The following is a 25,119-nucleotide window of genomic DNA, read 5'->3' on the forward strand; positions in this document are numbered from 1 at the left end:
CGGGGCTCAGGGAAGCAGACCTTTTTCCTTGTAGAAGCGCTCGGCGCCGGGGTGCAGCGGAATCGGCAGGTTCTTCGCCGCCTTGTCCAGGCTGATGTCCTTGGCCGCCGCATGGGCGGTGACCAGGCGCGGCAGGTTTTCGAACAATTGCCTGGTCATCTGGTAGGCCAACTCGTCGCTGACGCCCTCGCGGGTCACCAGGATGTTGACGATGGCCGCGGTGGGCACGTCGGCGTCCTGGCCGTCGTAGGTCTTGGCGGGGATGGTCGCCGACAGGTAGGCGTTGTTGCCGATCTTCGCCACCACCTCGGCGGGGATCGCCACGAAGCTCACCGGCATGGTCGAGGCGAGGTCGCGGATCGATGCCTGGCCCAGGCCCGAGGACTGCAGGGTGGCGTCGAGCTGGCGGTTCTTGATCAGCTCCACCGATTCGGCGAAGGGCAGGTACTCGACCTTGCCCATGTCCTCGTAGCTCAGCCCGGCGGCCTTGAAGATGGCGCGGGCGTTCAGCTCGGTGCCGGACTTGGGCGCGCCGACGGAGATGCGCTTGCCCTTGAGGTCGGCCAGGGACTTGATCCCCGATTCCTGGCTCGCGACGATCTGGATGTAGTTGGGGTAGGTGCCGGCGATGGCCCGCAGCTTCTTCAGCGGCGTCTTGAAGCCAGCATCGGCCTCGCCCTTCCAGGCATCGGCCACCGAATCGCCAAGGGCGAAGGCCAGTTCGCCGCGGCCGGCCTGCAGCAGGTTGAGGTTTTCCACCGAGGCCTTGGTGGCCTGCACCGAGGTCTTGCTGCCCTCGATGCCGTGGCTGTAGATCTGCGACAGGCCGACGCCCACGGGGTAGTACACCCCGCTGGTGCCGCCGGTGAGGATGTTGATGAAGGTGGGAGCGGCCTGGGCGGTGGCGCAGACGGCGAGGAAGGCGGCGCCGGCCAGCGCCAGGCGGGTGCGTCGGATCATGGCTGGGTCTCCAGGTTCTTGTTCTTGTGCCTGAATGACTAACCCTAGAACGCTTGGCGGTGGCCTGCCCGTTTTTAGCCGAAAGTCTAAGAGTAGACGACAGCTTTAAGCTCAGGGCTTATTCGGCGCCAGCTTGTCCAGCACCTGCCGGGCCAGGGCGTGGTACAGCGAGACCGGGGCGATCCAGCCGGAGATGGTGGCGGCCATGACCGTGGCCGCCAGCATGGGGATGAGCAGGTCGGGGCTGTGGGAGAGTTCCAGGACGATCACCGAGGCGGTCAGCGGCGAGCGGGTCACGCCGGCGAGGTAGGCGCCCATGCCCAGCAGCGCGCAGGTCTGCGGGTTGACGTCGGGCAGCAGCGACAGCAGTGGGGCAAAGGCTGCACCTATGCTCAGCGAGGGCGAGAACAGGCCGCCGGGGATGCCGGAGAGGTAGGAGACCACGTTGGCCAGGAACTTCCACAGCACGAAGCCCTGGCCGGTCATCGGGTGGCCCTCCAGCAGGGCACGGGTTTCCTCGTAGCCGGTGCCGAACACGTGGTTGCCCGAAGCCAGCCCCAGCAGCGCCAGCAGCAGGCCGCAGGCGGCGGCGAAGCGTACCGGGAAGCGTTCGCGCAGGCGGCACATGCGGCCCAGCCAGCCGGCCTGGGTGGGCAGCACCAGCTTGACGTAGAGCCCGCCCAGCAGGCCGCCGAGCAGGGCGCAGGCCGGCACCTCGCTCCAGCCCCAGCCGGCCGGCAGGCTGCCGCCGATCTCGCCGAAATAGGAGTAGTGGCCCATCAGGCCGAGGGTGACGGCGCCGCCGATCAGAACCGCGGTCAGCACCAGGCCGCTGAAGCGCTGCTCGAAGGTGCGGCTGAGCTCCTCGATGGCGAACACGATGCCCGCCAGCGGGGTATTGAAGGCCGCGGCGATGCCGGCCGCGCCGCCGGCGAGGATCAGCCCGGCGATGGTGCGCCGGCCGTGCAGGCCCAGGCGCCGGCCGAAGGCGTAGATGACCGCGGCGCCGACGTGCACCGTGGGCCCTTCGCGGCCCACCGAGCCGCCCACCAGCAGCGCGCCCAGGGTGAAAAGCATGCGCACGGCGGCCACCGGCAGCGCCAGCACCCGGGCGCGGAAGAGCCGCGAGGGCGACTCCAGCGCGGCGATCACCTGGGGAATACCGCTGCCCTTGGCCTCGCCGAACCAGCGCTGGGTGATCCAGGCCAGCAGGGCGAAACCCGCCGGAGTGATCAGCAACGGCAGCCACGGGGCGATGCCGAGCATGCGCTTGAACAGGGCGAAGGATTGGTCCGCCAGCCAGGCGAAGGCCAGCGCCACCAGGCCCACCAGCAGCGCGCCGACCCAGAACGCCAGGCGCTGTCGCCACTCCAGCCAGCGTGGCCGTCGGAAGCGCCGGAGGCGGGCGGTGGGGGCGGGTTCTGCGTTGGCGGGGCTGGACTGTTCGGACATCGACGCGATCATAATCATGGAGCGAGGGGCGATTATCGCCATCTTTATCTAATCCGCCGAGCGAAATCGTCCGGCTCGCTCAACGAACAGCGGCTTGGTGTCAACTCCAAGCCTCTCCGGGGTAGGCAAGCACATGGAGCCTTGAACGACGACGATGCACAAGATCCAAGCTGGCCCGGCTGGTTCTTCCATCTTTTCGTAGCGGGGCGATGTACAGGTCGTCAGCCTCGACGATTGTTCCCAATTCGACATCCGCCCGGCCAGGCGTTCTTATTCCTTCAGAACCTCGATTCTTGCCTTCAGCGAACCGCTTTGTCGCAGCAGATTGAAGTCGGCATCCAGGCGACCGAGCAGGACCAGTCCGGCGGCGCGCGAGAAGGGCCGATGGAAGATGGCCAGATTGCCCCAGGGCGCGTAATAGGTGATGTCGCCCGCCGAAGGCTCGTATGCCTTCGGCTCTCCCGTGGTCGTCAGCTTGCGGGGGAGGTCGCTGACCTTCTCCGTGGCGGCGTAGTCCTCCAGCACCAGGTCCAGTGGCAGCAGCGCCGCGAAATCCCTGGCGGCCGGACCGTCGAACAGCGTCGCCGTATAGCTGGTCTGGGCCAGACGAATGAGTATCTTCATGTCGAAACCTTTGAGTGGAGCAGACCAGGGCCCTGTGACGGAGCCCTGGTTCCAGGCCGCAGGATCAGTAGTCCTGGCTCGTGGGGCGGAAGAGGATTTCGTTGATGTCGACATCTTCCGGTTGGCTCATCGCGAAGGCGACGGTGCGCGCGAAGGAGTCGGCCGGAATGGCTTTCTCGTAGACTTTGCTCATTCCCTTGGCCACGTCCGGGTCGGTGATGGTATGCGTCAACTCGGTGGCGACCGCGCCGGGGGAAATGATGGTTGTCCGGATGTTGTGCGGCTTGACCTCCTGCCGCAGCCCTTCGGATATCGCGCGAACCGCATGCTTGGTGGCGGCATACACGGTGCCGCCCGGTCCGACCTTGTGGCCGGCGACCGACGAGACATTGATGATGTGTCCGCTCTTCTGCCGGATCATGTGCGGCAACGCGGCGGCGATCCCGTAGAGCACGCCCTTGATGTTCACGTCGATCATGCTGTCCCATTCGTCGATGTGCAGGCGTTCGAGCAGCGAGCTGGGCATCAGCCCTGCATTGTTGAGCATGACGTCGATTCGACCGTGCAGCTTCACCGCATGGTCCACCAGTTGCTTGACCTCTTCGCGCCGGACCACGTCGGTGCGGACGACGGCGTCATCGCCCAGCCCAAGTTCATGGGCAAGAGCCAGCAGGCGCTCTTCGCGCCGGGCGCCAAGCACCAGTTTCGCTCCCAGCCGGGACAGTAGCCTGGCGGTGGCTTCGCCGAGGCCGCTGCTGGCTCCGGTAATCACGACGACTTTGCCGCGGATGTTCTGTTCCATGGTGACTCCTGGATCTATCGCAGAGAAGGGGGCAGCCGCCAGCGGAGCGTAGCTCTTGAAGGCGGCCGTCGAAGGTGGTGGACATGCGTTCATTTAAGTATGGCGATCGGTCGTGGAAAAAGAGGGATAATCCGCATGCAGTCATGTGTTGCATTCATGAAAGCCAATTGCAATGGGGCATGCCGGCATGCGTGAATGCCTGCCACCGCTTGCGTGGCGATTCGATGACATCGATGGAGGGGCTGCATGGCTCGGGACAATTTCGGCAGCCTGCTCGGTTTCATCGCAGTGGTGCGCGAGGGCAATTTCACCCGTGCGGCGGCGCAACTGGGCCTCTCGCAGTCGGCGCTGAGCCATAGCGTCAAAGCTCTCGAGGAGAAGCTCGGCGTACGCCTGCTGACGCGTACCACACGCAACGTATCGCCGACAGAGGCTGGGCAGCGGTTGTTCGACCGCATCACGCCAGAATTCGAAGAAATCGATACGCAATTGCTGGCGTTGACCGAACTGCGCGACAAGCCGAAGGGCTCTGTCCGCGTGACAGCCTCCGACTACGCCATACGCAGCGTAATCTGGCCACGCCTGGCGCCTTTCCTGCGGCAGTACCCGGATATCCGGGTCGAGCTCATCTCCGATTACCGTCTGGCCGACATCGCCGAGCAACGCTTCGATGCGGGCGTGCGATTTGGAGAACAACTGGCCCAGGACATGATCGCGGTGCGTATCGGGCCGGACGTACGCTTCGCGGTGGTCGCGACACCGGACTATCTAGTCGGCAGAAAGCGGCCTGCCACGCCTCAGGATCTGGGCGAGCACACCTGCATTAACCTGCGCTTGCCCACCTATGGCGGGCTCTGGGCATGGGAGTTCGAGAAGGACGGTCGCGAGGTGAAGGTCAGGGTCGACGGGCAACTGGTACTCAACGGCATCTACGAAGTGCTGGATGGTGCGCTGGACGGGTTGGGCCTTGCCTACGTCCCGGAGGACATCGCGCGTGACTTCCTGGCCGACGGACGCCTGATAAGGGTGCTGGAGGACTGGTGCCCCTACTGGAGCGGATACCATCTGTACTACCCGAGCCGCCGTCAACCCTCCAAGGCGATGTCGCTGCTCGTCGATGCCCTGCGCTACGATGGCTGAGGCCGCCCCCCGGGGGAGCGGCCTCATGCTTCAGCCCGGGCGTTTCTCGAACACGTCCTTGAATACCGGCATGGCGGTGAAGACGTTGGGCCAGCCGGCGTAGAACGCCAGTTGATTGAGGACTTCGGAGGCCTCCTCGCGCGTGAGGCCGTTGTCCATGGCTCGGTTGAGGTGGTAGGGAATCTGCGCGGCCTGGCCCGAGGCGACTAGCGCGCTGACGGTGACCAGGCTGCGGTCGCGGGGCGCCAGGCCCGGACGCAGCCAGAGGTTGCGGAACAGTAGGTCGGTGGTGTTCTGTACGACACCCGGCGCGACTTCACCGAAGTTCGCCGCGACCATGGTGGCACGCTTCTCCTCGGCCGCTTCGTCCAGCGGCAGCAAGTCGCCGGATGCGCCGGGCAATTGGTCCGCCTTGATGCCGTGTCGGACGAACACGGAATGGACTGCCGGGACTGCCGCCATCGCATTGCCCCAGCCGGAATAGAACGCCAGGTGGGTGATGAGTTCGGAGATTTCGCCGGGTTTGACGCCCGAATCCAGCGCCAGGTCGAGGTAATACGGCAATTCGCCGGGCTGGTTGCGCGCGATGAGCGCCGAAAGCGTGACGATACTGCGGTCACGCGCAGAAAGCTGCGGGCGTTTCCAGAGTTCGTTCAGCACGGGTCCGAGGGTGAACTGTTCCAGTGCAGGCGAGACGCTTCGTACCTGTTCAAGTCGTTGGCTCATTGAGGAGTTCTCCGTGGAGCAGGGGTTGGCCAAGCCCAGTGCCGGGCTCAGTGCCAGGAGTGAGGTGATCAGGAACCTCGATAAATGGCTCATGCAGGGCTCCGGTTCGGGTCAGCGCGCGTACTGTTCGTCGCTGACTTTTTCCAGCCACTGGACATTGCTGCCATTCACCGCCTCCTGGATGGCAATGTGCGAAACGCCCGTGGTGGCAGTGGCGCCGTGCCAGTGCTTGACGCCTGGCGGAATCCAGACGACGTCGCCAGGGTTCATCTCGCGTTTTTCACCATTCCATTGCTGCACCCAGCCTTTGCCGGCGGTGACCACCAATGTTTGGCCCAGCGGGTGGGTATGCCACGCCGAGCGGGCGCCGGGCTCGAAGGTCACCAGCCCGCCGGAAACACGCGAAGGTTCCTTGGGGGCGAACAACGGATCGATCCGGACCGCGCCGCTGAAGGTTTCGTTCGCGCCTTTCACGGAGGCTTGCGAGCCATTGGGCGTGAGCAGGATATGGGGTTGTGCTGTTTCGTCCGCATGGGCGGCAACGTTCGCCAGGAGCGCAAGCGGCAGGAAGAACGGGGCGAGACGAGTCATGGTTGGGCTCCGTCAGGGTGATAGGGAGTGCATCGGCTGTTGCCTACGAGTGCTGCGAAGCCCCCGACTCCACGTGTTTTTCTTTTCTACCATGTGGGCCCCAGGGCAATTTAGCCGTGGAAATTGCATGTTCCTATGCGCAGCATTCATGAATGAATCGGACATAATTCAGATCCTGGGGGAAACCACCTCATCCATTTCGCTGGGAGGAAAGCCGCATGGCTCGTGAGAAATATGCGGATCTGCAGGCCTTCATCGCTGTCGCACGCGAGCGCAGCTTTACGCGCGCGGCGTCCCAACTGGGCATCTCGCAGTCGGCGCTGAGCCATGTCATCCGTGGGTTGGAAACCCGGCTCGGTCTGCGCCTGCTCACACGCACCACGCGTAGCGTTTCCCTGACCGATGCGGGCGAACGGTTGCTGGAAAGCGTCGCTCCGCATTTCGAGCAGATCGAGGCGGAACTGACCGCGGTTGGCGAGTTCCGCGACACGCCGTCCGGCACCATTCGTATCACCGCGACCGACCAGGCGATCAATACCCTTCTCTGGCCAAGGCTGTCCGGTGTGCTGCGCGACTATCCGGACATCAGGGTCGAGTTCGTCATCGACTATGGGCTGACCGACATCGTCAGCGATCGGTTCGATATCGGTGTACGCCTGGGCAGCCAGGTGGCGAAGGACATGATAGCCGTCAGGATCGCCCCGGACATGCGGATGACCATCGTCGGATCGCCTGCTTACCTGAAGGGTAGGGATCTTCCTCGCTTGCCGCAGGATCTGACCGGGCACTCCTGCATCAACCTGCGACTACCTACGCGGGGCGGGATGTATGCCTGGGAACTCCAGAAGGGCAAGCGGGAACTGCAAGTACGGGTGGACGGCCAGGTCGCGTTCAACGGCATCTACCAGATCCTGGAGGCGGCGTTGGACGGTTATGGTCTGGCCTATGTCCCGCATGAGCTGGCGCAGCCGCATGTCGACGCCGGGCGTCTGCGCTATGTACTGGAGGATTGGTTCCCGACGTTCCCGGGCTTGCATATCTACTACCCCAGCCGACGCCAGTCGTCCCGCGCGCTAACGCTGATCGTCGATGCGCTGCGCCATCGCGAGTGAGGGCGCACTCATGCGCCAGATCGATAAGTGCATGCAAACCAGCCACCTTTATCGATAAACCAGCAAATCCTTAACATTTTGGCGGGTTCCAAAGCCGTCAGTTGCGAGGTTTGCCATGAGTGAGGATTTCAAAGACAAGGTAGCCCTGGTCACCGGGGCTGGCTCGGGAATGGGGCTGGCCACGGCACGGGCCTTTGCGGAGGCCGGTGCAGCCGTGGTGCTGGCCGACGTCAATGAAGAGGCCGTGCGCGAGATTGCCGAGGAGCTGCAGGCGAACGGTCACCGAGCCCTGGCGGTGCGCTGCGACGTCTCTGGCGAAGCGCAGGTCGAGGCGATGGTCAAGGCTGCGGTCGATAGCTTCGGACGCCTCGATGCGGCATTCAACAATGCCGGTGTACAGAGCCCCATTGCCGAGACGGCCGATGCTACCGGCGAGGAGTTCGAGCGGGTCAACGGCATCAATCTGCGTGGTGTGTGGAACTGCATGAAGCATGAGTTGCGGCAGATGCGCGAGCAGGGCAGCGGTGCCATCGTCAACTGTTCTTCCCTGGGCGGCCTGGTCGGTATTGCCGGGCGTGGCGTGTACCACGCTTCCAAGCACGGTGTGCTTGGCCTGACCAAAAGCGCCGGCCTCGAATATGCCGCGCGCGGCATCCGTGTCAACGCGGTCTGCCCAGGCATCATCGAAACCCCGATGGTGACCGACATGCTCCGGACCCAGCCCGAGGCGATGGCGGCGCTGATGAAGGAGCAGCCCATCGGCCGTCTCGGCCGAGCGGAGGAAATCGCCTCGGCCGTGCTTTGGCTCTGCGGTTCCGGTAGTACTTTCGTGATTGGTCACGCATTGGTCGTGGACGGCGGCTATACCGTTCGCTGATCCCTTTACCCACCTCATTTCGGGCGCGACACCGGTGGCGCCCAGGAGAAGCCCCATGGAATACCGCTATCTGGGCCGCAGCGCCCTCAAGGTCTCCCCATTGTGCCTAGGCGCCATGATGTTCGGCGGCGAAACCGACGAGCCGACCGCACGTCGCATCATCGACAAGGCCGGCGAGCAGGGCGTCAACTTCATCGACACCGCGGACGTCTACCATGCCGGGCGTTCGGAAGAGATCGTCGGCCGCGCCATTGCCGCTCACCGGGACGACTGGGTCGTCGCCACCAAGTTCGGCTTCCCCACGCAGCCCGGTCCCAACCAGCAAGGACAGTCCCGTAAATGGATCTACCAGTCGGTGGAGGCCAGCCTGAAGCGACTGGGCACTGACTATATCGATGTCCTTTATTTCCATCGCGCCTTGCCTGGCGTCGGCCTGGAAGAGGGGGTACGCGCCATCGGCGATCTCATCCGCCAGGGCAAGGTTCGCTATTTCGGCGTATCCAATTTCAGCGCCTGGCGTATCGCCGAAGTCGCTCGGCTGGCCGACCAGCTGGGTATCGATCGTCCGGTCGCGAGCGAGCCCCTGTACAACATCGTCGACCGTACCGCCGAGGTCGAGCAGTTGCCCGCGGCCGATCACTATGGCCTTGGCGTGGTGTCCTACAGCCCGCTGGCTCGAGGCGTACTCACCGGCAAGTATGCGCTCGACGCGGCGCCGCCCGCCGATAGCCGAGCAGGGCGTGGTGACAAGCGCATCCAGCAGACGGAGTGGCGCGACGAATCGCTGGCGATCGCCAGGACACTTGCCGAGCATGCCGTCGCCCGGGGTATCACACCCATTGCGTTCGCCCTGGCCTGGGTGCTGAACAACCGCCGTGTCAGCTCGACCATTGCCGGCCCTCGGACCGAGGCTCACTGGGATGGCTACATGGGAGCGCTGAACGCGCAGATCACGGCCGAGGATGAAAAGCTGGTCGATAGCCTCGTGCCGCCTGGGCACTGTTCCACTCCCGGCTACACCGATCCGGGCTATCCAGTCGAAGGTCGCGTACCGCGCTGACTCTCTCCCCTTGGCAGGCGTGCCCCATCGCCTGGCTTGCCTGGCCAGGCGAGGGCGACGCTCGTCCTGAACGGACAAATCAGAGGTCGTCCTCATGAAAACCATTGGCTATGCCGCGCTGTCCGCTGGCGCCCCTCTCGTACCTCACGCTTTCAATCGACGCGAACTGCGCCCCAACGACGTCGCTATGGAGATTCTCTATTGCGGCGTCTGCCATTCCGACCTGCACCATGCGCGCAACGACTGGGGATGGACCCGCTACCCCGTCGTGCCGGGCCACGAGATCGTTGGACGGGTGACCGCAGTGGGAAGTGCCGTCACGCGCCATGCGGTCGGCGATTCGGTCGCGGTGGGCTGCATGGTGGACTCCTGTCAGGAGTGCGATCAGTGCCGCAGGGGGGAGGAGCAATTCTGCCGCGAGGGGCTGACCGAAACCTATAACAGCCAGGATCGCGTCACAGGCGAGGTGCTGTTCGGCGGCTACTCGAAGCATCTGATCGTCCGCGAGGAGTTCGTGCTGCGCGTACCCCAAGGCCTGGAGCTGTCCCGCGTGGCACCGTTGCTCTGCGCCGGAATCACCACCTACTCGCCTTTGTCTGCCTGGAACGTCGGACCCGGCAGCCGAGTTGGCGTCATCGGCCTGGGTGGTCTCGGGCACATGGCGGTCAAGCTCGCTGTAGCCATGGGGGCCGAGGTGACGGTGTTGAGCCGAACGGCGGACAAGCAGGCTGATGCACGCGAACTGGGAGCGACACGTCTTCTGGTTTCTACCGACGCGCAGGCAATGGACCGCGCCCAGTCCAGCTTCGATCTGATCATCGATACCGCCCCGGTACGCCATGATCTGATGCCCTACATGCCCTTGCTCGACATCGACGGCACGCTCGTCATCGTTGGCCAGGTCGGCCCCATGGAAGACTGGACGACCCTGCCGTTCATTCTTGGCCGCCGGCGTGTGGCGGGCTCGGTGATTGGAGGCATCCGCGAAACCCAGGAGCTGCTCGACTTCTGCGCGCAGAAAAACATTCTTCCGGAGTGCGAAATGATCCGCATGGAGGACATCAACGTGGCCTTCGAGCGGATGGAGCGTTCGGATGTTCGCTATCGCTTCGTGATCGATATGGCCTCCCTGTCCGAACCGCAGCAAGCCGCTACGCGATAGCGAAGAGGCGAGCCCCGTCCGGGCCGTTCCGGGCGGGGCGTATGAATAGCCGGCTTTCGCTGGCATCGCCATCCAGGGAGCGCCGCCATTTGAAGTTTTCCGCCCGTAACCTCACGTTCGCCGGTAGCGGTCTTTCGCTGATTGCGACCTATGCAGCCTCTGCGACGCCGATACCGCTATATGGCATATACCGGGCCGCCGACGGTCTGAGCTATGGCGACCTGGCATCGAGCTCCGTCATCTATTTCGCCGGGGCCGTCACGGCTCTGCTGATCTTAGGCCGTCTGTCCGATCATCTGGGGCGGCGTCCGGTGGCTCTGCTGGCCTTGGCCCTGGCCGCGCTGGCGTGTCTCTGCCTGCTTTTCGTCCATGCCCCGGGGCCACTGCTGGCCGGGCGACTGCTGCAGGGGTTGTCGTGCGGACTGGCATCAACGGTGCTGGCCTCCTGGCTCATCGATAGCGCACCCGTATCGACGCCCTGGCTCGCTCCGGCGGTCATCAGTTGCGGTCCGATGACAGGCCTCACCCTGGGAGGCCTGTGTTCCGGTGCACTGGTGCAATACTCTGCCGAGCCCCGGATGCTGCCATTCCTGGTCAGCCTGGCTGTGCTGCTGGCATGTACGCTTCTGGTCGCGGGTGGCCGCGAGACGGTGCTTCGAAAACCAGGTGCGATCGTCTCGATGCGGCCGAACTTCGGTTTGCCGCCGACGGTGCGAAAGGCTTATCCGGTGGCTGCCTGCGTATTCGTCTGTACCTGGGCATTGGGTGGCTTCTACCAGGCCTTCGGTCCAGCCATGGCCCGCGAACAGTTGCATTCGTCGAGCGCACTGGCGGCTGCGCTGGTATTTGCCTCCATCATGGCGCCAAGCATCCTGGGAGCATCGCTGGGTAGACGTACGCTCCCCCGTGACGCCCAGCGTCTGGGCATGCTGGGCTTCACGGTGGCTGTGTTCGGTGTATTGCTGTCGCTCCAGCATGGTCTGTTGCCGGCTTTTCTCGTGGCCAGCGTGGTCGCCGGAGTCGCCCAGGGACTGGCTTTGAGCGGCAGCATCCAATCGCTGGTGGCTGGTATTTCCCTGGAGGAGCGAGCCAGTGTCCTGGCGGTGATCTACGCCACCTCCTACAGTGGCGCTGCGATACCGACGCTCATTGCCGGACGAATGTCCGGATCGTTCAGCCTGCTGCAGGTCGCCAGCGCCTATGGCGCGTTGGCGGGCGTGGGTTGCATCGTGGTTTTTCTGGCTGTGCGCGCCCAGCGAGACGATAGGGTACGCGCGTCATGATGGATCGCATTGCCGGCATGGCGAGCCCCGTCATTCGGGGCTGGCTGGCAGCCATGGTCGCTGCCCGGCATCGCAAATCGATTGCCGTTGGTCATATACCCGGGCGTGAAGCATTGCGTTCAGCGGGGAGGTGTCGCTTTTCGTCAAGCCTGGGGCGGGAAAAGACAAAAGCGAGGAAGAGTCCGTGCAGAAGATGTCGTGCATGTTTCGTTCGTTTCCAGAGTCGATCTGCTGCGGCTTCGAAGCTGCCGATATTCGAGGCGGGCCTGGCCGCGTGAGGCCAGCCAGAAAACAAGACAAGAATGCCGCTCTGCGGGGCGGTCCGTGATCTGCTCGGAGTATCGTCATGTCGCACCCTCCCAGGGCTTCTTCACCTGCGCGCCCGATGCGCACCATCGGTTTCCTGCTGCTGGACGACTTCACCCTGATTTCACTGGCATCGGCCGTGGAACCCCTTCGCATGGCGAACCAACTGTCCGGCAAGGAGCTTTATCGCTGGGTCACCCTCAGCCAGGACGGGCATGCGGTCAGCGCCAGCGACGGTCTGATGATCACGCCTGACGCGAGCATCTATGACGCCTCCGAACTGGACGCGATCATCGTTTGCGGTGGCGTGGACATCCAGCATCGCGTCGCACGCGAGCATCTGCAGTGGCTTCAGGCGCGGGCACGTCAGCGCTGCCTGCTCGGTGCCGTGTGCACTGGCAGCTGGGTGCTGGCCATGGCTGGCCTGTTGGACGGTTTCGGATGCAGTGTTCACTGGGAAATCCAGGCCGCGATGCAAGAAGCCTTCCCCCGGGTGAGCATTCGTCCGCTACTTTTCTCCATCGACCGTAACCGGTTCACTTCGTCCGGGGGCACGGCGCCGATGGACATGATGCTCCACCTGATCGGCCAGGAGCATGGCCGCGAACTGTGCGCGGCGATCTCGGAGATGTTCATTTGCGACCGCATCCGCAACGAGCAGGATTGCCAGCGCATACCGCTAAAGCACATGGGCATGTACCAGCCGAAGCTCATGGAGCTGGTCGCGCTGATGGAGGCCAACATCGAAGAGCCGATCGACCTGGATCAACTGGCGGTCTACGTCGATGTTTCCAGGCGCCAGCTGGAGCGGCTGTTCCAGAAGCACCTGCATTGCTCGCCGTCGCGCTATTACTTGAAGCTACGGCTGACTCGGGCCAGACAATTGTTGAGGCAGACCAGCGTGCCGATCATCGAAGTCGCATCGATCTGCGGGTTCGTCTCCACGCCGCACTTTTCCAAGTGCTATCGGGAGTATTTCGGCTGTGCGCCGCGCGATGAGCGGATGCTGCCAGTCGAAAGCGTCGTGGGAAGGATCCCGGTGGCAGAGGATTCCGTGTGCTCCTCACCTTCCATTGCTCTGTTTTCCCTGAGCAAAGCCCAGGGAGAGGCCACCTTCGGAAGTGTACGTGTCTAGTAAGACGCTTGGGCAATTGAGTGGTCGACTTCGCCATTGTCTCCAGGCGTTCTCCCAGCCTTGCTGGTGATTTGTCGCTGGCGAGATTACAAGCTGACTGCAGGCATATGGATGCAGCTGTACCAGGTAGGCCTTGGCTAGCGATGCGGGGACCGTGTCGTCTGCGTCCCCCACCAAGTGCCGCTGTGGTATCGATGCCAGCCGACCCTGATAGTCCAACGGATCCAGCGAACCGCCGAGGGGTGAAAGCCCCTTCATCTGCGCCCAAAGCCGAGGGCTGAGGTTGCCCGCTAGCGTCTGAACCTGAGCCACGTCATCCCGCTGAGCTGCCAGCAGCAGCGCCAGCGCCGCACCCCCGGAATACCCCACCAGCTCGAATTCCCGATTGCCATAGCGCTGCTTCAACTGATCCAGCGCCCGACTGAGGCTGGTGACCACCTCCTGCGAAAAGCGCCGATCGGTCCAGAGGCCTGGTTCACAGGCCGGTGTGGTGACGAACTGGCAAGGTCGTGCTAGGTAGGCATTCGGCGTCGGATCATCTACCGATAACTGCGCCACCAACAGATTCTGCGGACTCGGATCCAGGCTGGGTTGTGTCGCCGTGGCCCAGGCATGGCCATCACCTTCCAGGTAAACGCGCAGGCGGTTGGATTTCTCTGCATCTTGCGGTGCCAGCTCGGCCAACGGGAATGGTCGCCCCGGCAGGATTTCCAGTTGTCGCCCGTGCGCATCCGCCAACCGCTGCAGCGCTTCCCGGGGCGACTGGCAGCCGAGGAGGAGGGCGCTGACCAGCAACGCCATCAGGACTTGAAAGAAACCGGCCCACGCGCGTGGGCCGGAAAGGTAGTGGCTCATCAGAAGTCGTAACGAACCTTGGCCGTGAAGGTATCGGCGTTGAAGTCGGTCTTGCCGGTGTAGTCGTAGCTGACACCAACCGTGACCGCACCCAGATGGTAGTCCGCACCGACACCCGCTTCGTAGCTGTTGCGCACCGCCTTGGCGCCCTGGCTCACGAAGGGCGTACCACCCAGCACAAAGGTCGAGGTGCTCTGGGCTTTGTCCGCGGCGAAGTCATGGTAGGCCATCAGTTTGGCTTGCGGCTGCAGGTTGCCGTTACCGACCTGGAAGTCTCCGGCTACCCGCACACCAGCACCGAGTTCCGCCACTTCGTAGCGTTGGCTATCCACCTTGAGCGCTGCAGACGAGCCTTTCTCGTGGTAGCCATCGATATCGACGCGCGCATAGCGGGCGGCCAGCCGCGGCTCGACCAAAAACTGCTCGTTCAGGTGATAGGTGTAGCCACCGACGACGTTGGCTCCCAGGACCTGACTGTCGTAGTCGCCTTTAGCCGTGGTGCTGGCGATGCGTCGCTTGCTCTCGTTTTCGTTGAGCCCATAGCTCAGGTTGGCGTCGACGAAGTAGTTACCCTGTTCAAAACCGCTGTACAGGGTGAGGGCATTGCCATCCACCTCGGTGGTGTTGCCGTTGTCGCTGTTCACGTCGGTATGCAGGAAGCTGTAGGCCACGCCCAGGGTCAACTGGTCGGTGAGCTTGCCATCGGCGCCGATGGCGATGCCGCGGCTGTAGGCGTTGAAGCCAGCTACGCCGTCACGCAGATCCTGGTTGGCATCGCTGTACAGCGCCTGGGCCCAGATACCGGTGTGCTGCAGCACATCCCCCGAGGACGCACCGCGCAGGCTGCTGGTGCGATTGCCGGTGACATTGCTCATCAGCGTCTGCCCGCTGGTGGCTGCTTGGGTCGCACCACCGTTCACCTCGGGTGCCAACTGTTCCGTCAGCTTCTTCAGCGCCACCGGATCCTGCGAGGCATTCACATAGGCCTGGAACACCGGATCGTTGGGATTGCTCTGCGCCAGCCCGGTCACCACCTGGCTGAAGGCTGAGCCCGCGCGCTGCGCGTTGGCCGAGCCACCGATCTGGCCGATCACCTCGCCGACTTCGTCCTGGCTCTTGGTGCTGACTGTGGCCAGGATCTGATTGTCGCCACTGCTGACGGTGTCGACGTTCAATAGGGCTGAACGGCTGGTCACGCTCACGCCGTCATCCTGCAGGGTGCCGGCCTGGACCAGGGTATAGGTCGTGCCCTGGGCCTTGAAGTCATTGCCCTGGGCCGCCAGCTGGATCTGCGAGCCCTTGGCGAATTCCGCCGTGCCGGAAACGGCGACCACTGCTTTGCTCGGATCGGTAGCCGAGCTCAGGTTGAGCCCCAGCGACGAATTGCCGGCCACGTCCAGGTTGCCCTGAATGGTGGTGTGCGGCTGACCGAACTCCAGGTGCGCCGGCGTGTTGCCCGCATCGCTGCCGACATCCAGCCAACCGGCGTCCTTCAGGCGGATGTTCGCGCCATCGGTACTGGCGTTGGTGCCATTGAAGGTCACGTCGCCGTTCACTTCGATGTTGGACAGGTCGATCAGGTTGCCAGTGATGCTGCCGGCATTCCACACCAGGTGTACACCGCCACTGGCCTGGAAGGCATCGATGGCTTCGTCCTGGGAAATCAGGTTGCCGCTGTTCTGGATGACCAACGTGTTGCCGGCATTCGCACCGTCGATGTCGAAGGCCCCCACCTCGATGGCGGCATCGTCAGCCTGGATGGTGCCGGTGTTGAGCACCTGTACCGGCGCACTGGTAAAGCTCACGCCGTCGAGACGCAACGCGGTTGCATCGTCGCCGTGGGCCACGATGCTGCCATGGTTCTCGATCCCGCCGAGGTCCACCCGATCCGGACCACCGTTGTCATCATCATAGGTGGCGAGAACACCCGTCGAGCCGGCGCCGCTGACCTGGATCAGACCATCGTTGATCAGCTTGCCAGCGATGGTGCCGCCCTTGAGCTGGATGCCGGTGGCCTCTTCGCCATCGGCGAGGATCTTGCCGCTGGCGGCGTTGATCAGGTCGCCCTGCAACACCGACTGGCCGGCGAACTTGAGGCCGCGAATGCCATCGCCCTCGAGCACACCACCGGTCACCTGCAGGGTGCCTTCATTGACCAGGTTGCCGTGGATGATGGCCGGATCGATCAGCAGGCCAGTGACGCCCGCGCCGCTCACTGAAATGCTGCCCTTGTTCTGCAGGTTGCCGAACACCTCGGTCGGCGCGCCGATCGAAGAGGGATTGTCATCGTCCCCGGCGTAGGACAGGTCGACGCCGTTGAGGTCATCGCCTGTGGCTTGCACCTGGGCGTTGAGCACCAGGTCGTGGTTGAAGGTGTCGCTGTAGAAACGAAGAGGCTGGTCGTTGCCCGTGAAGGCACCGGTGACTTCGGTGCTGTCGGTGTAGGTGTTGCCTTCACTGTCCAGGCCGCTGTTGGTCAGCGTCAAAGCGTGCGCGGCTAGGGGCAGGGCACTGGCGGAAATGGTCAGGGCGAGGAGGGTTTTACGGTACGTTGGTGTCATGGGTTCGGGTCCTTGCTTGTGGCAGTTGTTGCTTTGGGGATTGGCGAAGGGCTGTTTCAGGTTTCAAAAAACAAAAGAGCCCCTATCCCGCACACGGCCAGTCACGGCTGTGTGCGGGGTTGGTTATGTCGAAAGAGGTAAAGGTGTTGTTTGTTAGATGGCGCTCACGGTTCCCAGGAGATAGGGAACTCTGGCGTTCACTGCTCCGCTATACAGGCTTTTGCGTGCGCGACGCTGTCCTGGAGGAAGGACGACACCAGCGGGCCTCGCCCTGTCTGGATCTGCTTCAACTGATCGGTCGAATACGTCTTTTCCAAACGCTCATAGATGCAGATGCAAATAGGCTTGGGAGATCCGCCTTGCACGCAACCGGAGAGAAACTCTCCGCGTAGCTTGGACTTGTCATCCGAGCAGCCCGCCAGGACCAACAGGCCCAGCGCCAGATAGAACTTACTCTTCATCGGTCTTCCTTATCTCAATACCAGGGAGCATCCGAGGCCGATGCCAACTACCAGGCCAATGACTTGCGGGCCGATCAGCCAGAATACTTTCAGCCAGATCAGGTGAAGTGCGCCGCCGTTGGTGTAGATCGCATCGGGTTGGGCAAACTTGCGGACCGCGTTGCCCACTAGGGCGCCGATCCAGCCTGTTATCAAACCAACGAGGCCGGCCAGCAGCTTCAACATGAAGCTGGCGCCCAACACCATTGCTGAGGTGTTGAAGGTCAGGAAAATGATGGTGAGGACGAGCGAGGCGACGCCCCAGCCGATCACCTCCGGACTGGCGGGCAGATCATTTGGCGTGTCCGCCGTTTCGTGTTCTTGTTCCATGGTGTTGTCTCTGTGTCGTGTGGGAAGGGTTACCAGCCGGAGCGGCAGAGGTTCTTCTTACTGGTCAGGGGTTGGAGAACCTGGGGAAGGTTCTGGGTTGGGAGTTTCACCGTCTGGCCACCGGCACTGAGCTGCAGGGTATGGGCCTTGCGCAGTGCGGCCCAGAAGCCCGGGAAGCTGGAGCTGCAGGCTTCGCAGTCGGTGTAGAAGGGATTGCTGAAGGTGGTGCCGTCGACGATGACGTCGAAGCCATCCTTTTCGGAGGAGTAGCGCTTGCCGGCGAGGGTGGCGTAGGCGGAGACGGGGCTTTCGTCATCGTCCGGGCAGGTGATGTTCAACTGGTTGCCGTGGCCGTCGTCGACCAGATGTTCCTCGACGCCCTGGGTGTAGCTGGCGGTCCATGTGGAAGTGCCTGCCTGCGCCACACTGCTTAACAGCGTGCCGAGCAGAGCGGTCAGCAGCAGTTTCTGATTCATCAGGACATTTCCTTCTGTCGATTGGTTGAGTGAGCAGCATGCTCAGGAAGGATACTGAATCTAATTGGGTCGTAAATACCGTGGTCGTTTTGACATCATAGCGGGACGATTTTTGCCATGGCAAGAATCTCCGCTCAGTTGGATAAAGACCGTGATCTCGTGAAGCTGGGAGCCGCGATACGGGCTCGCCGTATCGCGTTGGCGTATTCGCAAGAAGCACTCGCAGATGCCTCTTCGATAGACCGTTCTCACATGGGCAAGATTGAGCGAGGCGAGCGCAACGTCACCTTCCTCAACATTTGCCGAATTGCAGCCGCTATCGGGTGTAAACCCTCAGAGCTGCTGATGGATGCAGGGTTGTAAGAGGCTTATGCCACGTCCTTGAACACTGGCAGCCCATCCAGCAACGCCGCATCCGGGTCGAACAGCAAAAAGCGCACATCGGCCTGCCCTGCCAGGTGCAGGATCTCCACGAGTTCGGCGGGCAACCCATAGTCCAGCTGCTGCTGACGCAGCTCAGCCGAACTGGTGTTGAACAGGTCCAGGTGCTGATCCGTCCAGGGTGTGTTACGCAGCTTGCAGCCAATTACGCTTTGATTGGCGTTCTCGAAAAACTCCAGCTGTAGGGCGTGGAGATCGGTGCGCATAAGGAAAAGTTGGTTCAGCACGTCCTCTGGCAGATGCTCTGCGCTGATTTCCCAGCACCGGCTGAAGTGCCCGGTCTCAAAGCCCAAGCGCTGCACGATGTCGCGAGCTAGCTCCAGTGTCGGCTGTATACCGAGCACTAACGTGTGTTCCTGGTCTTGGGCATGAATCACGTAGGACATTTCGCGTACCGTGCTGCCTGCCTGCAGGTCGTGCACGATCAGTTCAATGGACAGCTTGTCGTAACCGCGTAGAAAGGGATTGGGGCTCATGGATGCTCCAAAAGGAATGTCCAGAAAATGAGAAAGCAGGAGCCCATGAGGGCTCCTGTTTATGCCGTCTCAGACCGATGTATTCAGGCGCACGCCGGTCCAACGCATGAAGCGCTGGAACAGCAGCAGGGCGAGCACGATGACCACCAGCAATGGCCAGAAGCGCAGCGCCAGAACCGCCAGCGCGACGACAGCTGCGGTACCGGCGAAGAGGCAGACGAGCACGAACAGCAGACCTAAAAATCTCAGTAAGATCATGGGAAACCTCGTAGGCCAGAAGGGTCAGGACAGCGGGACCTGTGCAGCCTGGATGCGTTGATAGACCTCATCACGATGCACAGCGATGTCGGGTGGCGCGGTGATGCCGACGCGCACTTGGTGGCCCTTGACTTGAAGAATGACGATCTCGATGTCATCGCCAATGCGGATGGTTTTGCCAATGCTGCGGGTGAGAATGAGCATGGAGAGTCCTCCAGTGACGGATTGTGTGGAATAGCGATGGGAGAGAGCCGCCTTGTGTGGGCGGCTAGTTCGTTGAGCTGGTTCGAGCCTCGGCACGTTCGCGTAGCAGGGTGGAAAGGGTCGGACGGGGCTTGTCGGTGAGGGCCGGTGGCGCGGTCTCAGTCGGCTGTGGAGTGGGTGGCACTGGTGTATCGGTAGCGCTCTCCGGAAAGAACTCATCGACGATGGCGGTGCCTTCCTCCTCGCTGTCCTCGAAGGCGCCATTGGCAAAGCCCAGCCGTGCCGTGGCATCTAAGGCCGCCTGGTCAAAGCCCGAGGCCTGGCGCAACTCATCCAACTCACGTGCCTGCTGCAGCGCCACCTCCATGGCCATACCACTACGTACCGTGATATCGACGTAATAGATCGGCGAGCCATGGCTCTGGCGAGTGGACTTGCCACGCAGGCGCAGTTCCAGGGCAAGGCAAGCCAGGCGATTGCCGGAGATGGCTTGCAGGTACTGCAATCGCGCGGCCAGCGTGCGAATGCTGTTGAAGCCGGTGGTGCGGAATACGAAGCTGCCCAACGTATCCTCATCGCCGATCACCACATTGAGGCGACCATAGGGCTTGCAGGCACCGCCCTTGGCCAGTGGGCAGGCATCCGGTGATGGGCACGGCAACGACGCGATACCGTCCTGGCCTCGACGCTTGCAGGTCTCCCCATTGCCGACGCAGACCGGTCGCCCAGTCTGTCGATCGAACAAGCAATACTCCGCGCGAAAGTTCAGCTCCGGTGCGTTGAACAGCAGGCGGATCGGAATGCGCCGAATCTTGCCCTCCTGGGCTTTGCGCAATTCCTCGTCGACGGGATGGGCCACCCAGCCATCGCGTAGTTGCACCTGCGAGGTGATGGTGAATTGATCGTCTTTCTCCGGCAGTCGCTTGCCGTTCTTCTCGACGACCTTGCCGATGGAAATCCGTCCGAGCACCGGCGGGGTAATAGCCAAGCCTTTGAGCATGGTGGTTCTCCAGTGAATGAATAAAAAAGACCACCCCGGCGCAGGGGAGACGCCGAGGTGGTTAAGGGGGGAAGCGAAATCAGGTGATCAGGAGGCGCCGGCTACCGACCTTGGTGGTGGGGTAGCGCGCCAGCAGGTAGGGCTTTTCCTTGAGCAGCCGCTGCACATCGAGCACCACGCTGTCCTTGGCCTTGCGCCAGGACACCGCGCCGTTGGCGAACAGGGCCCGGCTGGCATCACCCATGGCCTGCTGCAGTTGTTGCTTCAGTTCGGCCTCGCGCTTGCCCTGAATCTCCAAGTTGGCGCGTACCGTCTGCAGCTCATCGAAGGTGGCCGACAGCAGCGGATCCTGGGTAAAGTCCAGGGTGTGACCCTGGTCCTCCGGGTACAGGCAGCGCAGGGCCTGCTCCGCCGAGTCGGAGCCATCCGCCGGCGGTGGCGTATCGCGTTGCACGTAGCTCCAGAAGTCGCGTTCCAGCTCGATTAATCGGGTGATGAGCTCGTCGTCGCGCTCGATGCGATGGATCTCCAGGTGCTGACCACCGAGCAGCACAGCTACGTCGGCGGCCTGCTTGCCGGTGACCGCCAACTGGTGCATCACCTGCAACTGCACGTACACCGGTACGCCTTCCTTCCATAGGCGAGAGCCGTTGATACCGGCGGTCTTGCACTCAAGGATCTGTACGTCGCTGGCGCCGATGACCTCACGGTCGATGTTGGCCAGCATCCAGTCCAGCTTCGGATCCGGATGCTGCAGCACGGCATTGATCCGCCGTACCCGGTTGCCGGAACGGCGGGCATAGTGGTTGGCGACAATGGGTTCGAGGATGTTGCCCCAGTAGGTCGGGCTTTCCTCGTCGTTGGGATCGCTCTTGGGCAGTCCGGCATCGCGGCCGGTCTTCTCCAGCCACAGCTCCAGCTGCGACTTGTAGGGGTTAAGGCCGACCGCGGCCGCCGCGTCAGAACTGCCGATACCGTGCTTGCGTACCGCCAGCCAGTCGTCACGGGACAGCTCCTTGGTACCGACCAGGCGCAGGGCAGGGCGCTGCCGTGGCCTGTTGGGTGTCGGATGGGCATGAGTCATGGGGATTTTCTCCGGGCATAAAAATGCCCGGCCGGCGGAACCGGTCGGGCATCGGGGGAATGAAGTGGGCGATGGCTGTCAGGCCATCAACGGAAGGAACGCATCCAGGCGGCACTGGGTTCTCCCCCACTTACCGGGCTACAGCACCGGCTGTAGCGGTCGGCGACTGCCGTCGCCGTGCGTGGTGGGCGCGAACCTTCTCGCGCCAGCCGGGCGAGAGCTCCTTGGCCATGTCGAGATAGCGCAGCGGGCAACTGTAGTAGTACGGCGCCATGGACTCATCCATGGCTTTGTAACCCCACTCGCCATCACGGCGTTGCAGCAGATCACAGCGGATGTAGCGGATGGACTCGCCGGGAGCGAGGTCTGAGTGAACGCCTTCAGTTTTCGCCGTCACTTCGGTGACCGACCACAGCACGTTGCCCCGCAGGGTGTGGGCGATGACGCGAACGTGGGCGTGTGTATGATCTTCAGGTTGAGTCAGGTCCCGGATCAGCTCTGACCGGGTGCGGGACGAGAACAGCCAGCCCATGGGAGAGGCCTCCAATGAAATACCGGAGCCCACTCCACAGGAGCGGAACCCCGGCGGGTGGAAGAGAACGCCCAACGCCGCGGTACCAGCGAGCGACCGCTGTCGTCGCAGAGCCGGTTGGGCAAAGAGGGATAACGAGAGGAGGGAACGGCCGTCAGGCCACCAACTGCAGGGCCGCATCCAGGGCACGTTGCTTAATCACTGCCCCTTGACCGAACCAGGCCGAGTCCATGCGGTACTCGTTGCTACGGGCACGGCGTTCGTGGTCGACGTACTCGGTGACAGCATTGAGCAGGCCCCAGGCAGTACCGTTGGCGGCTTCCAACTGCGAGCCGCGACCGCGGCCTTCGTACAGGCTTTGCACCCGACGCAGCGCGCGCTCATTTGGCAGGGCATCCGGCAACGGATTGTTGGGCTGGGCATCGCAGAGCACCTGCATGAAGTAGCCCATCGCCTCGTGCCATTGCACCTTGCGCTCGGCCAGGTGGCGCATGCGATACATGAACTCGTCCCATTGCGAGACGGCGATGCCCAGTTGCTTTTTCACCGCCTGGGCGTCGAAGCGGGTGCTGTGCGGCACCTTGATTGCCCGGGTAGCGCCATCGACGGCGATGGTCAGGGTGTTGTTGCACACCACCCGCACCGTGGTCGGCGTTGCCGTGGTAGCCAGGGTGCCGTCGCAGGAGGTGGCCAGCAGCAGGTAGCCGTTGACCAGGTCGTTGCCCTTCAGCGAGGTGTTCTGGCCGGTACGTGCCAGCGCCCAGAACTTCCGCCCACCTTTGAGTACGCCGGCGGTTTCCAGCTCGTAGCCGGAGACCTGGGTGAGATCGCGGTAGAACTCCAGCACCTCCCGCGGCTGCACCACCTGATAGCGCTGGGAGACCACCGAGAGCGGTACCTTGTTGTCGGAGCGGTAGAGCACCTTCTGCTCGGGGAAGGAGTGGATGCTGCCCAGGTGACCGACCTCATCCGCTTTGAAGTGAACCGGGCTTTCCTGGATCTGCCAGTCCATGCCGGCTTCGCGCTGCCAGACTTCCAGCGGCTGTTTGGGGGAGAGGCGGCTGCCCAGGCCATGCCAGGGGGCTTCGCCGACATAGGCCATACGTTCGATGAGATGAGCCATGATGAGTTTCCTGTGAGCAATAGCCGGCATAAAGCGCTGCGCGAGGCGCAGCACCGGCGAAAGGGTTGAAAAGGGAAGGGGGAGAAGACGCGCGAAACCGATCAGGTCGGCAGGTTGAAGCGATGCCCGCAGATCAGGCAGAGGTTGTTGGCGAGCACGTGGCGGTCCAACTGGTCGCCGAGCTGGGCGCCGAGCGCACAACCGCCGACACCACCGGCAAGGCCACCGAGAATGGCGCCGGACAACGAGCCGAGGGTGATGCCCAGCGGGCCGGCGAGGGCGCCCACTGCCGCGCCGGCCTGACCGCCGGCAAGGGCCGCGGATGCTCCACGTGCGGCTCCACCGACCGTGCCGACCAAGGCTCCGATCTTCATGGCGGGATGCAGCGAGGCGATTTTGGGCGAGTTACAACGAGGACACTGCAATGACATGGCTGGATGGCCTCCATGGTGGGTATGTCATGGCAGTGATGTAGGACTGAGGTTTTTTCGAATCGAATTGCTGTGATGTAGACAACCCGTTGTAGATTTCGGGTAAGGGGCGGGTTTTAGCCCGCCTTGTGTTTACATTTTGAATGGTTTGAGATGTCCAAGCGATTAAAGTCCACCATGACTCTCTGCGTAGGAGATAAAGTCTTCGATGAATTTTCTTAATTGTTTTTCGTAAATTCCATCTTCCCAGTTCTCTGAGTCGTAGGAGCGAGAGTCATCTAGTGATATGGCAATCTCTCCGTTGTTATCGACGTGTTTGACAGTTATTCCGATGAGGTTCTCTCTTGAAGATCCACCAAGAGTGATAGTTTGATAGCTGCCATTTCTGTAGGTTAAGCTGAGTGTTATGCTTTCATCTGACTTTTGGATGTCGGCTTTAAGTCCGCGCTCTTGCAGCCTGGCTGCGTAATTTTCTGCCAAGGGGCCGACTCGAGTCACAGCTTCTTTGAGTGTTTTAAGATTCTTATCTATGGATGCTTTTAGCAAGGTTTCATTTTTCTTGGCTGTTTCAAGCTTTTCATCGACTCTTAAGAAGAAATCATCAAGGCTCATGGGCGACTCCTTAGCAATGCCTGCGGTTGAGTGATATTTTTACTTCTAACTATTTTATAATTTCTTTGTGTGCATGTAGTAGCCAAAAGCAGTGTTGCGCCGGGGCGCTTAGCTGAGGATGACAAACTACCACTGTCGGCTCGTTTCGGCTTGTTGTGAAAAGAAGAGTCCGGCTAGAGGAAGTCACTAACAACCAATCTAACTGGCAGACAAATACGCAGCTTTTGGCTGTTCGGCGAGAAAGTACATTATTTATGTTTGTGCTTCAGAAATTATTAGGCCGAATTTGCTCTTCTCTCTCAGTGCTTCTTTAAATATAACTCCTCTGTTTTCCATGATTCGACGTATTGTGTATCTATTTTCTCTGTTCATGTTTAAGCCGAAAATTATAGAGGCTATTCTGCATGGGAATTCGTGTGAATTTCCGCCCTTGTGGCTTAATATTCTCCATTCTCTTTCATAGCGCCAGTGGGAGGACTTTGTGAGCCATAAGCTGTTAATGCCACTTCCGTTGCGGCTTGTTACAGCGGATGCGGATAGTGAAGGTAGTTCCTCCTGGTAAAGTACCGGCTCTGCTGTTTTTCCTAAAATATTATCAGGAGATCTCGAGTACTCAATGCAAAATCCCTTGTGGCTATCGGCGTAGTGAGCCCACATTAGAACATCGTTATTTACTTCGCTTAGGCTAAATATGCCTGTGTTCTGTATTGTAATATTTACAGAGTTTCTATAACTATAGAAAGCTTCTTTGTCTTCTTGCTTAATCTCTAGCTCGTGTCGAGGGATCTCCTCTTCTCTCACTCCATTTCTTGCATATGCCTCTGTGATTGCAGTCTGTATGCTTTCCTCCATTCTCTCTTCATCAATGAGTATTCCGCAGTCGAAGGGGTCATTGAATGAACTTGGCTTTGCAAACCAGGCGGTCTCAGTGATAAGCATCTGGAGAGAGAACTCATTAAATGCTCTGTATTTGTAGAGGCTTTTGATTTCTGGGTGTTTCAATGAA

29 protein-coding genes are annotated in these 25,119 nt (G+C 61.7%); 8 read left to right on the forward strand and 21 right to left on the reverse strand.

Going from position 1 to position 25,119, the window contains the following annotated elements; translation table 11 throughout:
• Positions 1–6: 6 nt before the first annotated feature.
• The 4 genes from ACTWJ5_RS12395 to ACTWJ5_RS12410 all read right to left on the reverse strand — a co-directional run bounded on the left by ACTWJ5_RS12395 (position 7) and on the right by ACTWJ5_RS12410 (position 3,838).
• Entirely contained in the window at positions 7–960 is a 954-nt protein-coding gene (locus tag ACTWJ5_RS12395) for a TAXI family TRAP transporter solute-binding subunit (protein WP_444438802.1), read from the reverse strand.
• A gap of 111 nt (positions 961–1,071) precedes the next feature.
• On the reverse strand, positions 1,072–2,412 hold the full coding sequence (locus tag ACTWJ5_RS12400; RefSeq protein ID WP_444438804.1) for a chloride channel protein: 1,341 nt from the start codon (positions 2,410–2,412) through the stop codon (positions 1,072–1,074).
• A gap of 270 nt (positions 2,413–2,682) precedes the next feature.
• Entirely contained in the window at positions 2,683–3,036 is a 354-nt protein-coding gene (locus ACTWJ5_RS12405) for a cyclophilin-like fold protein (RefSeq protein ID WP_444438806.1), read from the reverse strand.
• A 64-nt stretch (positions 3,037–3,100) separates the two neighbouring features.
• Positions 3,101–3,838 (reverse strand): SDR family oxidoreductase, encoded by a 738-nt coding sequence (locus ACTWJ5_RS12410; protein ID WP_444438808.1) that lies wholly within the window; start codon positions 3,836–3,838, stop codon positions 3,101–3,103.
• A 246-nt stretch (positions 3,839–4,084) separates the two neighbouring features.
• Here ACTWJ5_RS12410 and ACTWJ5_RS12415 point away from each other — a divergent pair, with 246 nt between their 5' ends.
• Positions 4,085–4,978, forward strand: coding sequence for a LysR family transcriptional regulator (locus ACTWJ5_RS12415; protein ID WP_444438810.1), 894 nt, complete (start codon positions 4,085–4,087; stop codon positions 4,976–4,978).
• A gap of 30 nt (positions 4,979–5,008) precedes the next feature.
• On the opposite strand, the gene ACTWJ5_RS12420 is transcribed toward ACTWJ5_RS12415, so the two are convergent.
• Together ACTWJ5_RS12420 and ACTWJ5_RS12425 are read right to left on the reverse strand one after the other, a co-directional pair.
• Positions 5,009–5,704 (reverse strand): carboxymuconolactone decarboxylase family protein, encoded by a 696-nt coding sequence (locus ACTWJ5_RS12420; protein ID WP_444438811.1) that lies wholly within the window; start codon positions 5,702–5,704, stop codon positions 5,009–5,011.
• A 111-nt stretch (positions 5,705–5,815) separates the two neighbouring features.
• Positions 5,816–6,295, reverse strand: a complete 480-nt coding sequence (locus ACTWJ5_RS12425) for a (R)-mandelonitrile lyase (protein ID WP_444438812.1) — start codon at positions 6,293–6,295, stop codon at positions 5,816–5,818.
• 218 nt (positions 6,296–6,513) lie between these two features.
• Between ACTWJ5_RS12425 and ACTWJ5_RS12430 the strand changes: the two genes are divergently transcribed.
• From ACTWJ5_RS12430 to ACTWJ5_RS12455, 6 genes are all read left to right on the forward strand, one after another.
• The gene (locus ACTWJ5_RS12430; protein WP_444438814.1) at positions 6,514–7,407 is read left to right on the forward strand and encodes a LysR family transcriptional regulator; all 894 of its coding nucleotides are present in this window, start codon (positions 6,514–6,516) and stop codon (positions 7,405–7,407) included.
• Positions 7,408–7,522: 115 nt separating this feature from the next.
• Positions 7,523–8,284 (forward strand): glucose 1-dehydrogenase, encoded by a 762-nt coding sequence (locus ACTWJ5_RS12435; RefSeq protein ID WP_444438815.1) that lies wholly within the window; start codon positions 7,523–7,525, stop codon positions 8,282–8,284.
• A 55-nt stretch (positions 8,285–8,339) separates the two neighbouring features.
• A complete protein-coding gene (locus ACTWJ5_RS12440; RefSeq protein WP_444438817.1) occupies positions 8,340–9,344 on the forward strand; it encodes an aldo/keto reductase in 1,005 nt (334 codons plus the stop codon).
• Positions 9,345–9,438: 94 nt separating this feature from the next.
• On the forward strand, positions 9,439–10,506 hold the full coding sequence (locus ACTWJ5_RS12445; RefSeq protein ID WP_444438818.1) for an NAD(P)-dependent alcohol dehydrogenase: 1,068 nt from the start codon (positions 9,439–9,441) through the stop codon (positions 10,504–10,506).
• Positions 10,507–10,595: 89 nt separating this feature from the next.
• Positions 10,596–11,789, forward strand: coding sequence for an MFS transporter (locus ACTWJ5_RS12450; protein ID WP_444438820.1), 1,194 nt, complete (start codon positions 10,596–10,598; stop codon positions 11,787–11,789).
• 346 nt (positions 11,790–12,135) lie between these two features.
• Positions 12,136–13,230, forward strand: coding sequence for a GlxA family transcriptional regulator (locus ACTWJ5_RS12455; protein ID WP_444438822.1), 1,095 nt, complete (start codon positions 12,136–12,138; stop codon positions 13,228–13,230).
• On the opposite strand, the gene ACTWJ5_RS12460 is transcribed toward ACTWJ5_RS12455, so the two are convergent.
• The 5 genes from ACTWJ5_RS12460 to ACTWJ5_RS12480 all read right to left on the reverse strand — a co-directional run bounded on the left by ACTWJ5_RS12460 (position 13,159) and on the right by ACTWJ5_RS12480 (position 17,952).
• Entirely contained in the window at positions 13,159–14,085 is a 927-nt protein-coding gene (locus tag ACTWJ5_RS12460) for an alpha/beta hydrolase (protein ID WP_444438824.1), read from the reverse strand. The genes ACTWJ5_RS12455 and ACTWJ5_RS12460 overlap by 72 nt on opposite strands.
• Positions 14,085–16,646, reverse strand: coding sequence for an autotransporter domain-containing protein (locus ACTWJ5_RS12465; RefSeq protein ID WP_444438826.1), 2,562 nt, complete (start codon positions 16,644–16,646; stop codon positions 14,085–14,087). Before ACTWJ5_RS12465 ends, ACTWJ5_RS12460 begins: the two co-directional genes overlap by 1 nt.
• 197 nt (positions 16,647–16,843) lie before the next feature.
• A complete protein-coding gene (locus ACTWJ5_RS12470; protein ID WP_444438828.1) occupies positions 16,844–17,107 on the reverse strand; it encodes a hypothetical protein in 264 nt (87 codons plus the stop codon).
• Positions 17,108–17,116: 9 nt separating this feature from the next.
• Complete coding sequence (locus ACTWJ5_RS12475; protein ID WP_014833960.1) at positions 17,117–17,476, reverse strand: hypothetical protein; 360 nt, start codon at positions 17,474–17,476, stop codon at positions 17,117–17,119.
• Positions 17,477–17,505: 29 nt separating this feature from the next.
• Entirely contained in the window at positions 17,506–17,952 is a 447-nt protein-coding gene (locus tag ACTWJ5_RS12480; protein WP_444438830.1) for a hypothetical protein, read from the reverse strand.
• A 117-nt stretch (positions 17,953–18,069) separates the two neighbouring features.
• On the opposite strand from ACTWJ5_RS12480, the gene ACTWJ5_RS12485 reads away from it, so the two are divergent.
• Positions 18,070–18,315: a helix-turn-helix domain-containing protein gene (locus ACTWJ5_RS12485; RefSeq protein ID WP_014833962.1), complete on the forward strand. Its 246-nt coding sequence runs from the start codon at positions 18,070–18,072 to the stop codon at positions 18,313–18,315.
• Positions 18,316–18,320: 5 nt separating this feature from the next.
• Here ACTWJ5_RS12485 and ACTWJ5_RS12490 read toward each other — a convergent pair whose 3' ends face one another.
• From ACTWJ5_RS12490 to ACTWJ5_RS12535, 10 genes are all read right to left on the reverse strand, one after another.
• The gene (locus ACTWJ5_RS12490; RefSeq protein WP_181852748.1) at positions 18,321–18,869 is read right to left on the reverse strand and encodes a DUF5983 family protein; all 549 of its coding nucleotides are present in this window, start codon (positions 18,867–18,869) and stop codon (positions 18,321–18,323) included.
• 69 nt (positions 18,870–18,938) lie between these two features.
• Entirely contained in the window at positions 18,939–19,127 is a 189-nt protein-coding gene (locus ACTWJ5_RS12495) for a hypothetical protein (protein WP_023101165.1), read from the reverse strand.
• A 24-nt stretch (positions 19,128–19,151) separates the two neighbouring features.
• On the reverse strand, positions 19,152–19,331 hold the full coding sequence (gene csrA, locus ACTWJ5_RS12500; protein WP_114072062.1) for a carbon storage regulator CsrA: 180 nt from the start codon (positions 19,329–19,331) through the stop codon (positions 19,152–19,154).
• 64 nt (positions 19,332–19,395) lie between these two features.
• Entirely contained in the window at positions 19,396–20,331 is a 936-nt protein-coding gene (locus ACTWJ5_RS12505; RefSeq protein ID WP_444438833.1) for a recombination directionality factor, read from the reverse strand.
• Positions 20,332–20,410: 79 nt separating this feature from the next.
• Positions 20,411–21,415: a YqaJ viral recombinase family nuclease gene (locus ACTWJ5_RS12510; RefSeq protein WP_444438835.1), complete on the reverse strand. Its 1,005-nt coding sequence runs from the start codon at positions 21,413–21,415 to the stop codon at positions 20,411–20,413.
• Positions 21,416–21,545: 130 nt separating this feature from the next.
• Positions 21,546–21,947, reverse strand: a complete 402-nt coding sequence (locus ACTWJ5_RS12515; protein ID WP_444438837.1) for a hypothetical protein — start codon at positions 21,945–21,947, stop codon at positions 21,546–21,548.
• Positions 21,948–22,101: 154 nt separating this feature from the next.
• The gene (locus tag ACTWJ5_RS12520) at positions 22,102–23,070 is read right to left on the reverse strand and encodes a DUF932 domain-containing protein (protein ID WP_444438839.1); all 969 of its coding nucleotides are present in this window, start codon (positions 23,068–23,070) and stop codon (positions 22,102–22,104) included.
• Positions 23,071–23,171: 101 nt separating this feature from the next.
• Positions 23,172–23,501 carry a hypothetical protein gene (locus ACTWJ5_RS12525; protein WP_023124083.1) on the reverse strand — a complete coding sequence of 110 codons (330 nt, stop codon included), beginning with the start codon at positions 23,499–23,501 and terminating at the stop codon, positions 23,172–23,174.
• Between the two features lie 165 nt (positions 23,502–23,666).
• The gene (locus ACTWJ5_RS12530; RefSeq protein ID WP_444438841.1) at positions 23,667–24,113 is read right to left on the reverse strand and encodes a hypothetical protein; all 447 of its coding nucleotides are present in this window, start codon (positions 24,111–24,113) and stop codon (positions 23,667–23,669) included.
• A gap of 252 nt (positions 24,114–24,365) precedes the next feature.
• Positions 24,366–25,115, reverse strand: coding sequence for a DUF2971 domain-containing protein (locus ACTWJ5_RS12535; RefSeq protein WP_444438843.1), 750 nt, complete (start codon positions 25,113–25,115; stop codon positions 24,366–24,368).
• Between the last annotated feature and the right edge of the window lie 4 nt (positions 25,116–25,119).

The organism is Pseudomonas sp. A6 (assembly GCF_052367875.1).
In the GTDB taxonomy this organism is placed as follows: domain Bacteria; phylum Pseudomonadota; class Gammaproteobacteria; order Pseudomonadales; family Pseudomonadaceae; genus Pseudomonas; species Pseudomonas citronellolis.

Coding starts and splice junctions, on each gene's coding strand:
- ACTWJ5_RS12395 (WP_444438802.1), bottom strand. CDS start 960: ATGATCCGACGCACCCGCCTGGCGCTGGCCGGCGCCGCCTTCCTCGCC.
- ACTWJ5_RS12465 (WP_444438826.1), bottom strand. CDS start 16,646: ATGACACCAACGTACCGTAAAACCCTCCTCGCCCTGACCATTTCCGCC.
- ACTWJ5_RS12440 (WP_444438817.1), top strand. CDS start 8,340: ATGGAATACCGCTATCTGGGCCGCAGCGCCCTCAAGGTCTCCCCATTG.
- ACTWJ5_RS12490 (WP_181852748.1), bottom strand. CDS start 18,869: ATGAGCCCCAATCCCTTTCTACGCGGTTACGACAAGCTGTCCATTGAA.
- ACTWJ5_RS12400 (WP_444438804.1), bottom strand. CDS start 2,412: ATGTCCGAACAGTCCAGCCCCGCCAACGCAGAACCCGCCCCCACCGCC.
- ACTWJ5_RS12470 (WP_444438828.1), bottom strand. CDS start 17,107: ATGAAGAGTAAGTTCTATCTGGCGCTGGGCCTGTTGGTCCTGGCGGGC.
- ACTWJ5_RS12510 (WP_444438835.1), bottom strand. CDS start 21,415: ATGACTCATGCCCATCCGACACCCAACAGGCCACGGCAGCGCCCTGCC.
- ACTWJ5_RS12475 (WP_014833960.1), bottom strand. CDS start 17,476: ATGGAACAAGAACACGAAACGGCGGACACGCCAAATGATCTGCCCGCC.
- ACTWJ5_RS12420 (WP_444438811.1), bottom strand. CDS start 5,704: ATGAGCCAACGACTTGAACAGGTACGAAGCGTCTCGCCTGCACTGGAA.
- csrA (WP_114072062.1), bottom strand. CDS start 19,331: ATGCTCATTCTCACCCGCAGCATTGGCAAAACCATCCGCATTGGCGAT.
- ACTWJ5_RS12480 (WP_444438830.1), bottom strand. CDS start 17,952: ATGAATCAGAAACTGCTGCTGACCGCTCTGCTCGGCACGCTGTTAAGC.
- ACTWJ5_RS12505 (WP_444438833.1), bottom strand. CDS start 20,331: ATGCTCAAAGGCTTGGCTATTACCCCGCCGGTGCTCGGACGGATTTCC.
- ACTWJ5_RS12460 (WP_444438824.1), bottom strand. CDS start 14,085: ATGAGCCACTACCTTTCCGGCCCACGCGCGTGGGCCGGTTTCTTTCAA.
- ACTWJ5_RS12455 (WP_444438822.1), top strand. CDS start 12,136: ATGTCGCACCCTCCCAGGGCTTCTTCACCTGCGCGCCCGATGCGCACC.
- ACTWJ5_RS12415 (WP_444438810.1), top strand. CDS start 4,085: ATGGCTCGGGACAATTTCGGCAGCCTGCTCGGTTTCATCGCAGTGGTG.
- ACTWJ5_RS12410 (WP_444438808.1), bottom strand. CDS start 3,838: ATGGAACAGAACATCCGCGGCAAAGTCGTCGTGATTACCGGAGCCAGC.
- ACTWJ5_RS12520 (WP_444438839.1), bottom strand. CDS start 23,070: ATGGCTCATCTCATCGAACGTATGGCCTATGTCGGCGAAGCCCCCTGG.
- ACTWJ5_RS12525 (WP_023124083.1), bottom strand. CDS start 23,501: ATGTCATTGCAGTGTCCTCGTTGTAACTCGCCCAAAATCGCCTCGCTG.
- ACTWJ5_RS12485 (WP_014833962.1), top strand. CDS start 18,070: ATGGCAAGAATCTCCGCTCAGTTGGATAAAGACCGTGATCTCGTGAAG.
- ACTWJ5_RS12515 (WP_444438837.1), bottom strand. CDS start 21,947: ATGGGCTGGCTGTTCTCGTCCCGCACCCGGTCAGAGCTGATCCGGGAC.
- ACTWJ5_RS12495 (WP_023101165.1), bottom strand. CDS start 19,127: ATGATCTTACTGAGATTTTTAGGTCTGCTGTTCGTGCTCGTCTGCCTC.
- ACTWJ5_RS12425 (WP_444438812.1), bottom strand. CDS start 6,295: ATGACTCGTCTCGCCCCGTTCTTCCTGCCGCTTGCGCTCCTGGCGAAC.
- ACTWJ5_RS12405 (WP_444438806.1), bottom strand. CDS start 3,036: ATGAAGATACTCATTCGTCTGGCCCAGACCAGCTATACGGCGACGCTG.
- ACTWJ5_RS12445 (WP_444438818.1), top strand. CDS start 9,439: ATGAAAACCATTGGCTATGCCGCGCTGTCCGCTGGCGCCCCTCTCGTA.
- ACTWJ5_RS12530 (WP_444438841.1), bottom strand. CDS start 24,113: ATGAGCCTTGATGATTTCTTCTTAAGAGTCGATGAAAAGCTTGAAACA.
- ACTWJ5_RS12430 (WP_444438814.1), top strand. CDS start 6,514: ATGGCTCGTGAGAAATATGCGGATCTGCAGGCCTTCATCGCTGTCGCA.
- ACTWJ5_RS12435 (WP_444438815.1), top strand. CDS start 7,523: ATGAGTGAGGATTTCAAAGACAAGGTAGCCCTGGTCACCGGGGCTGGC.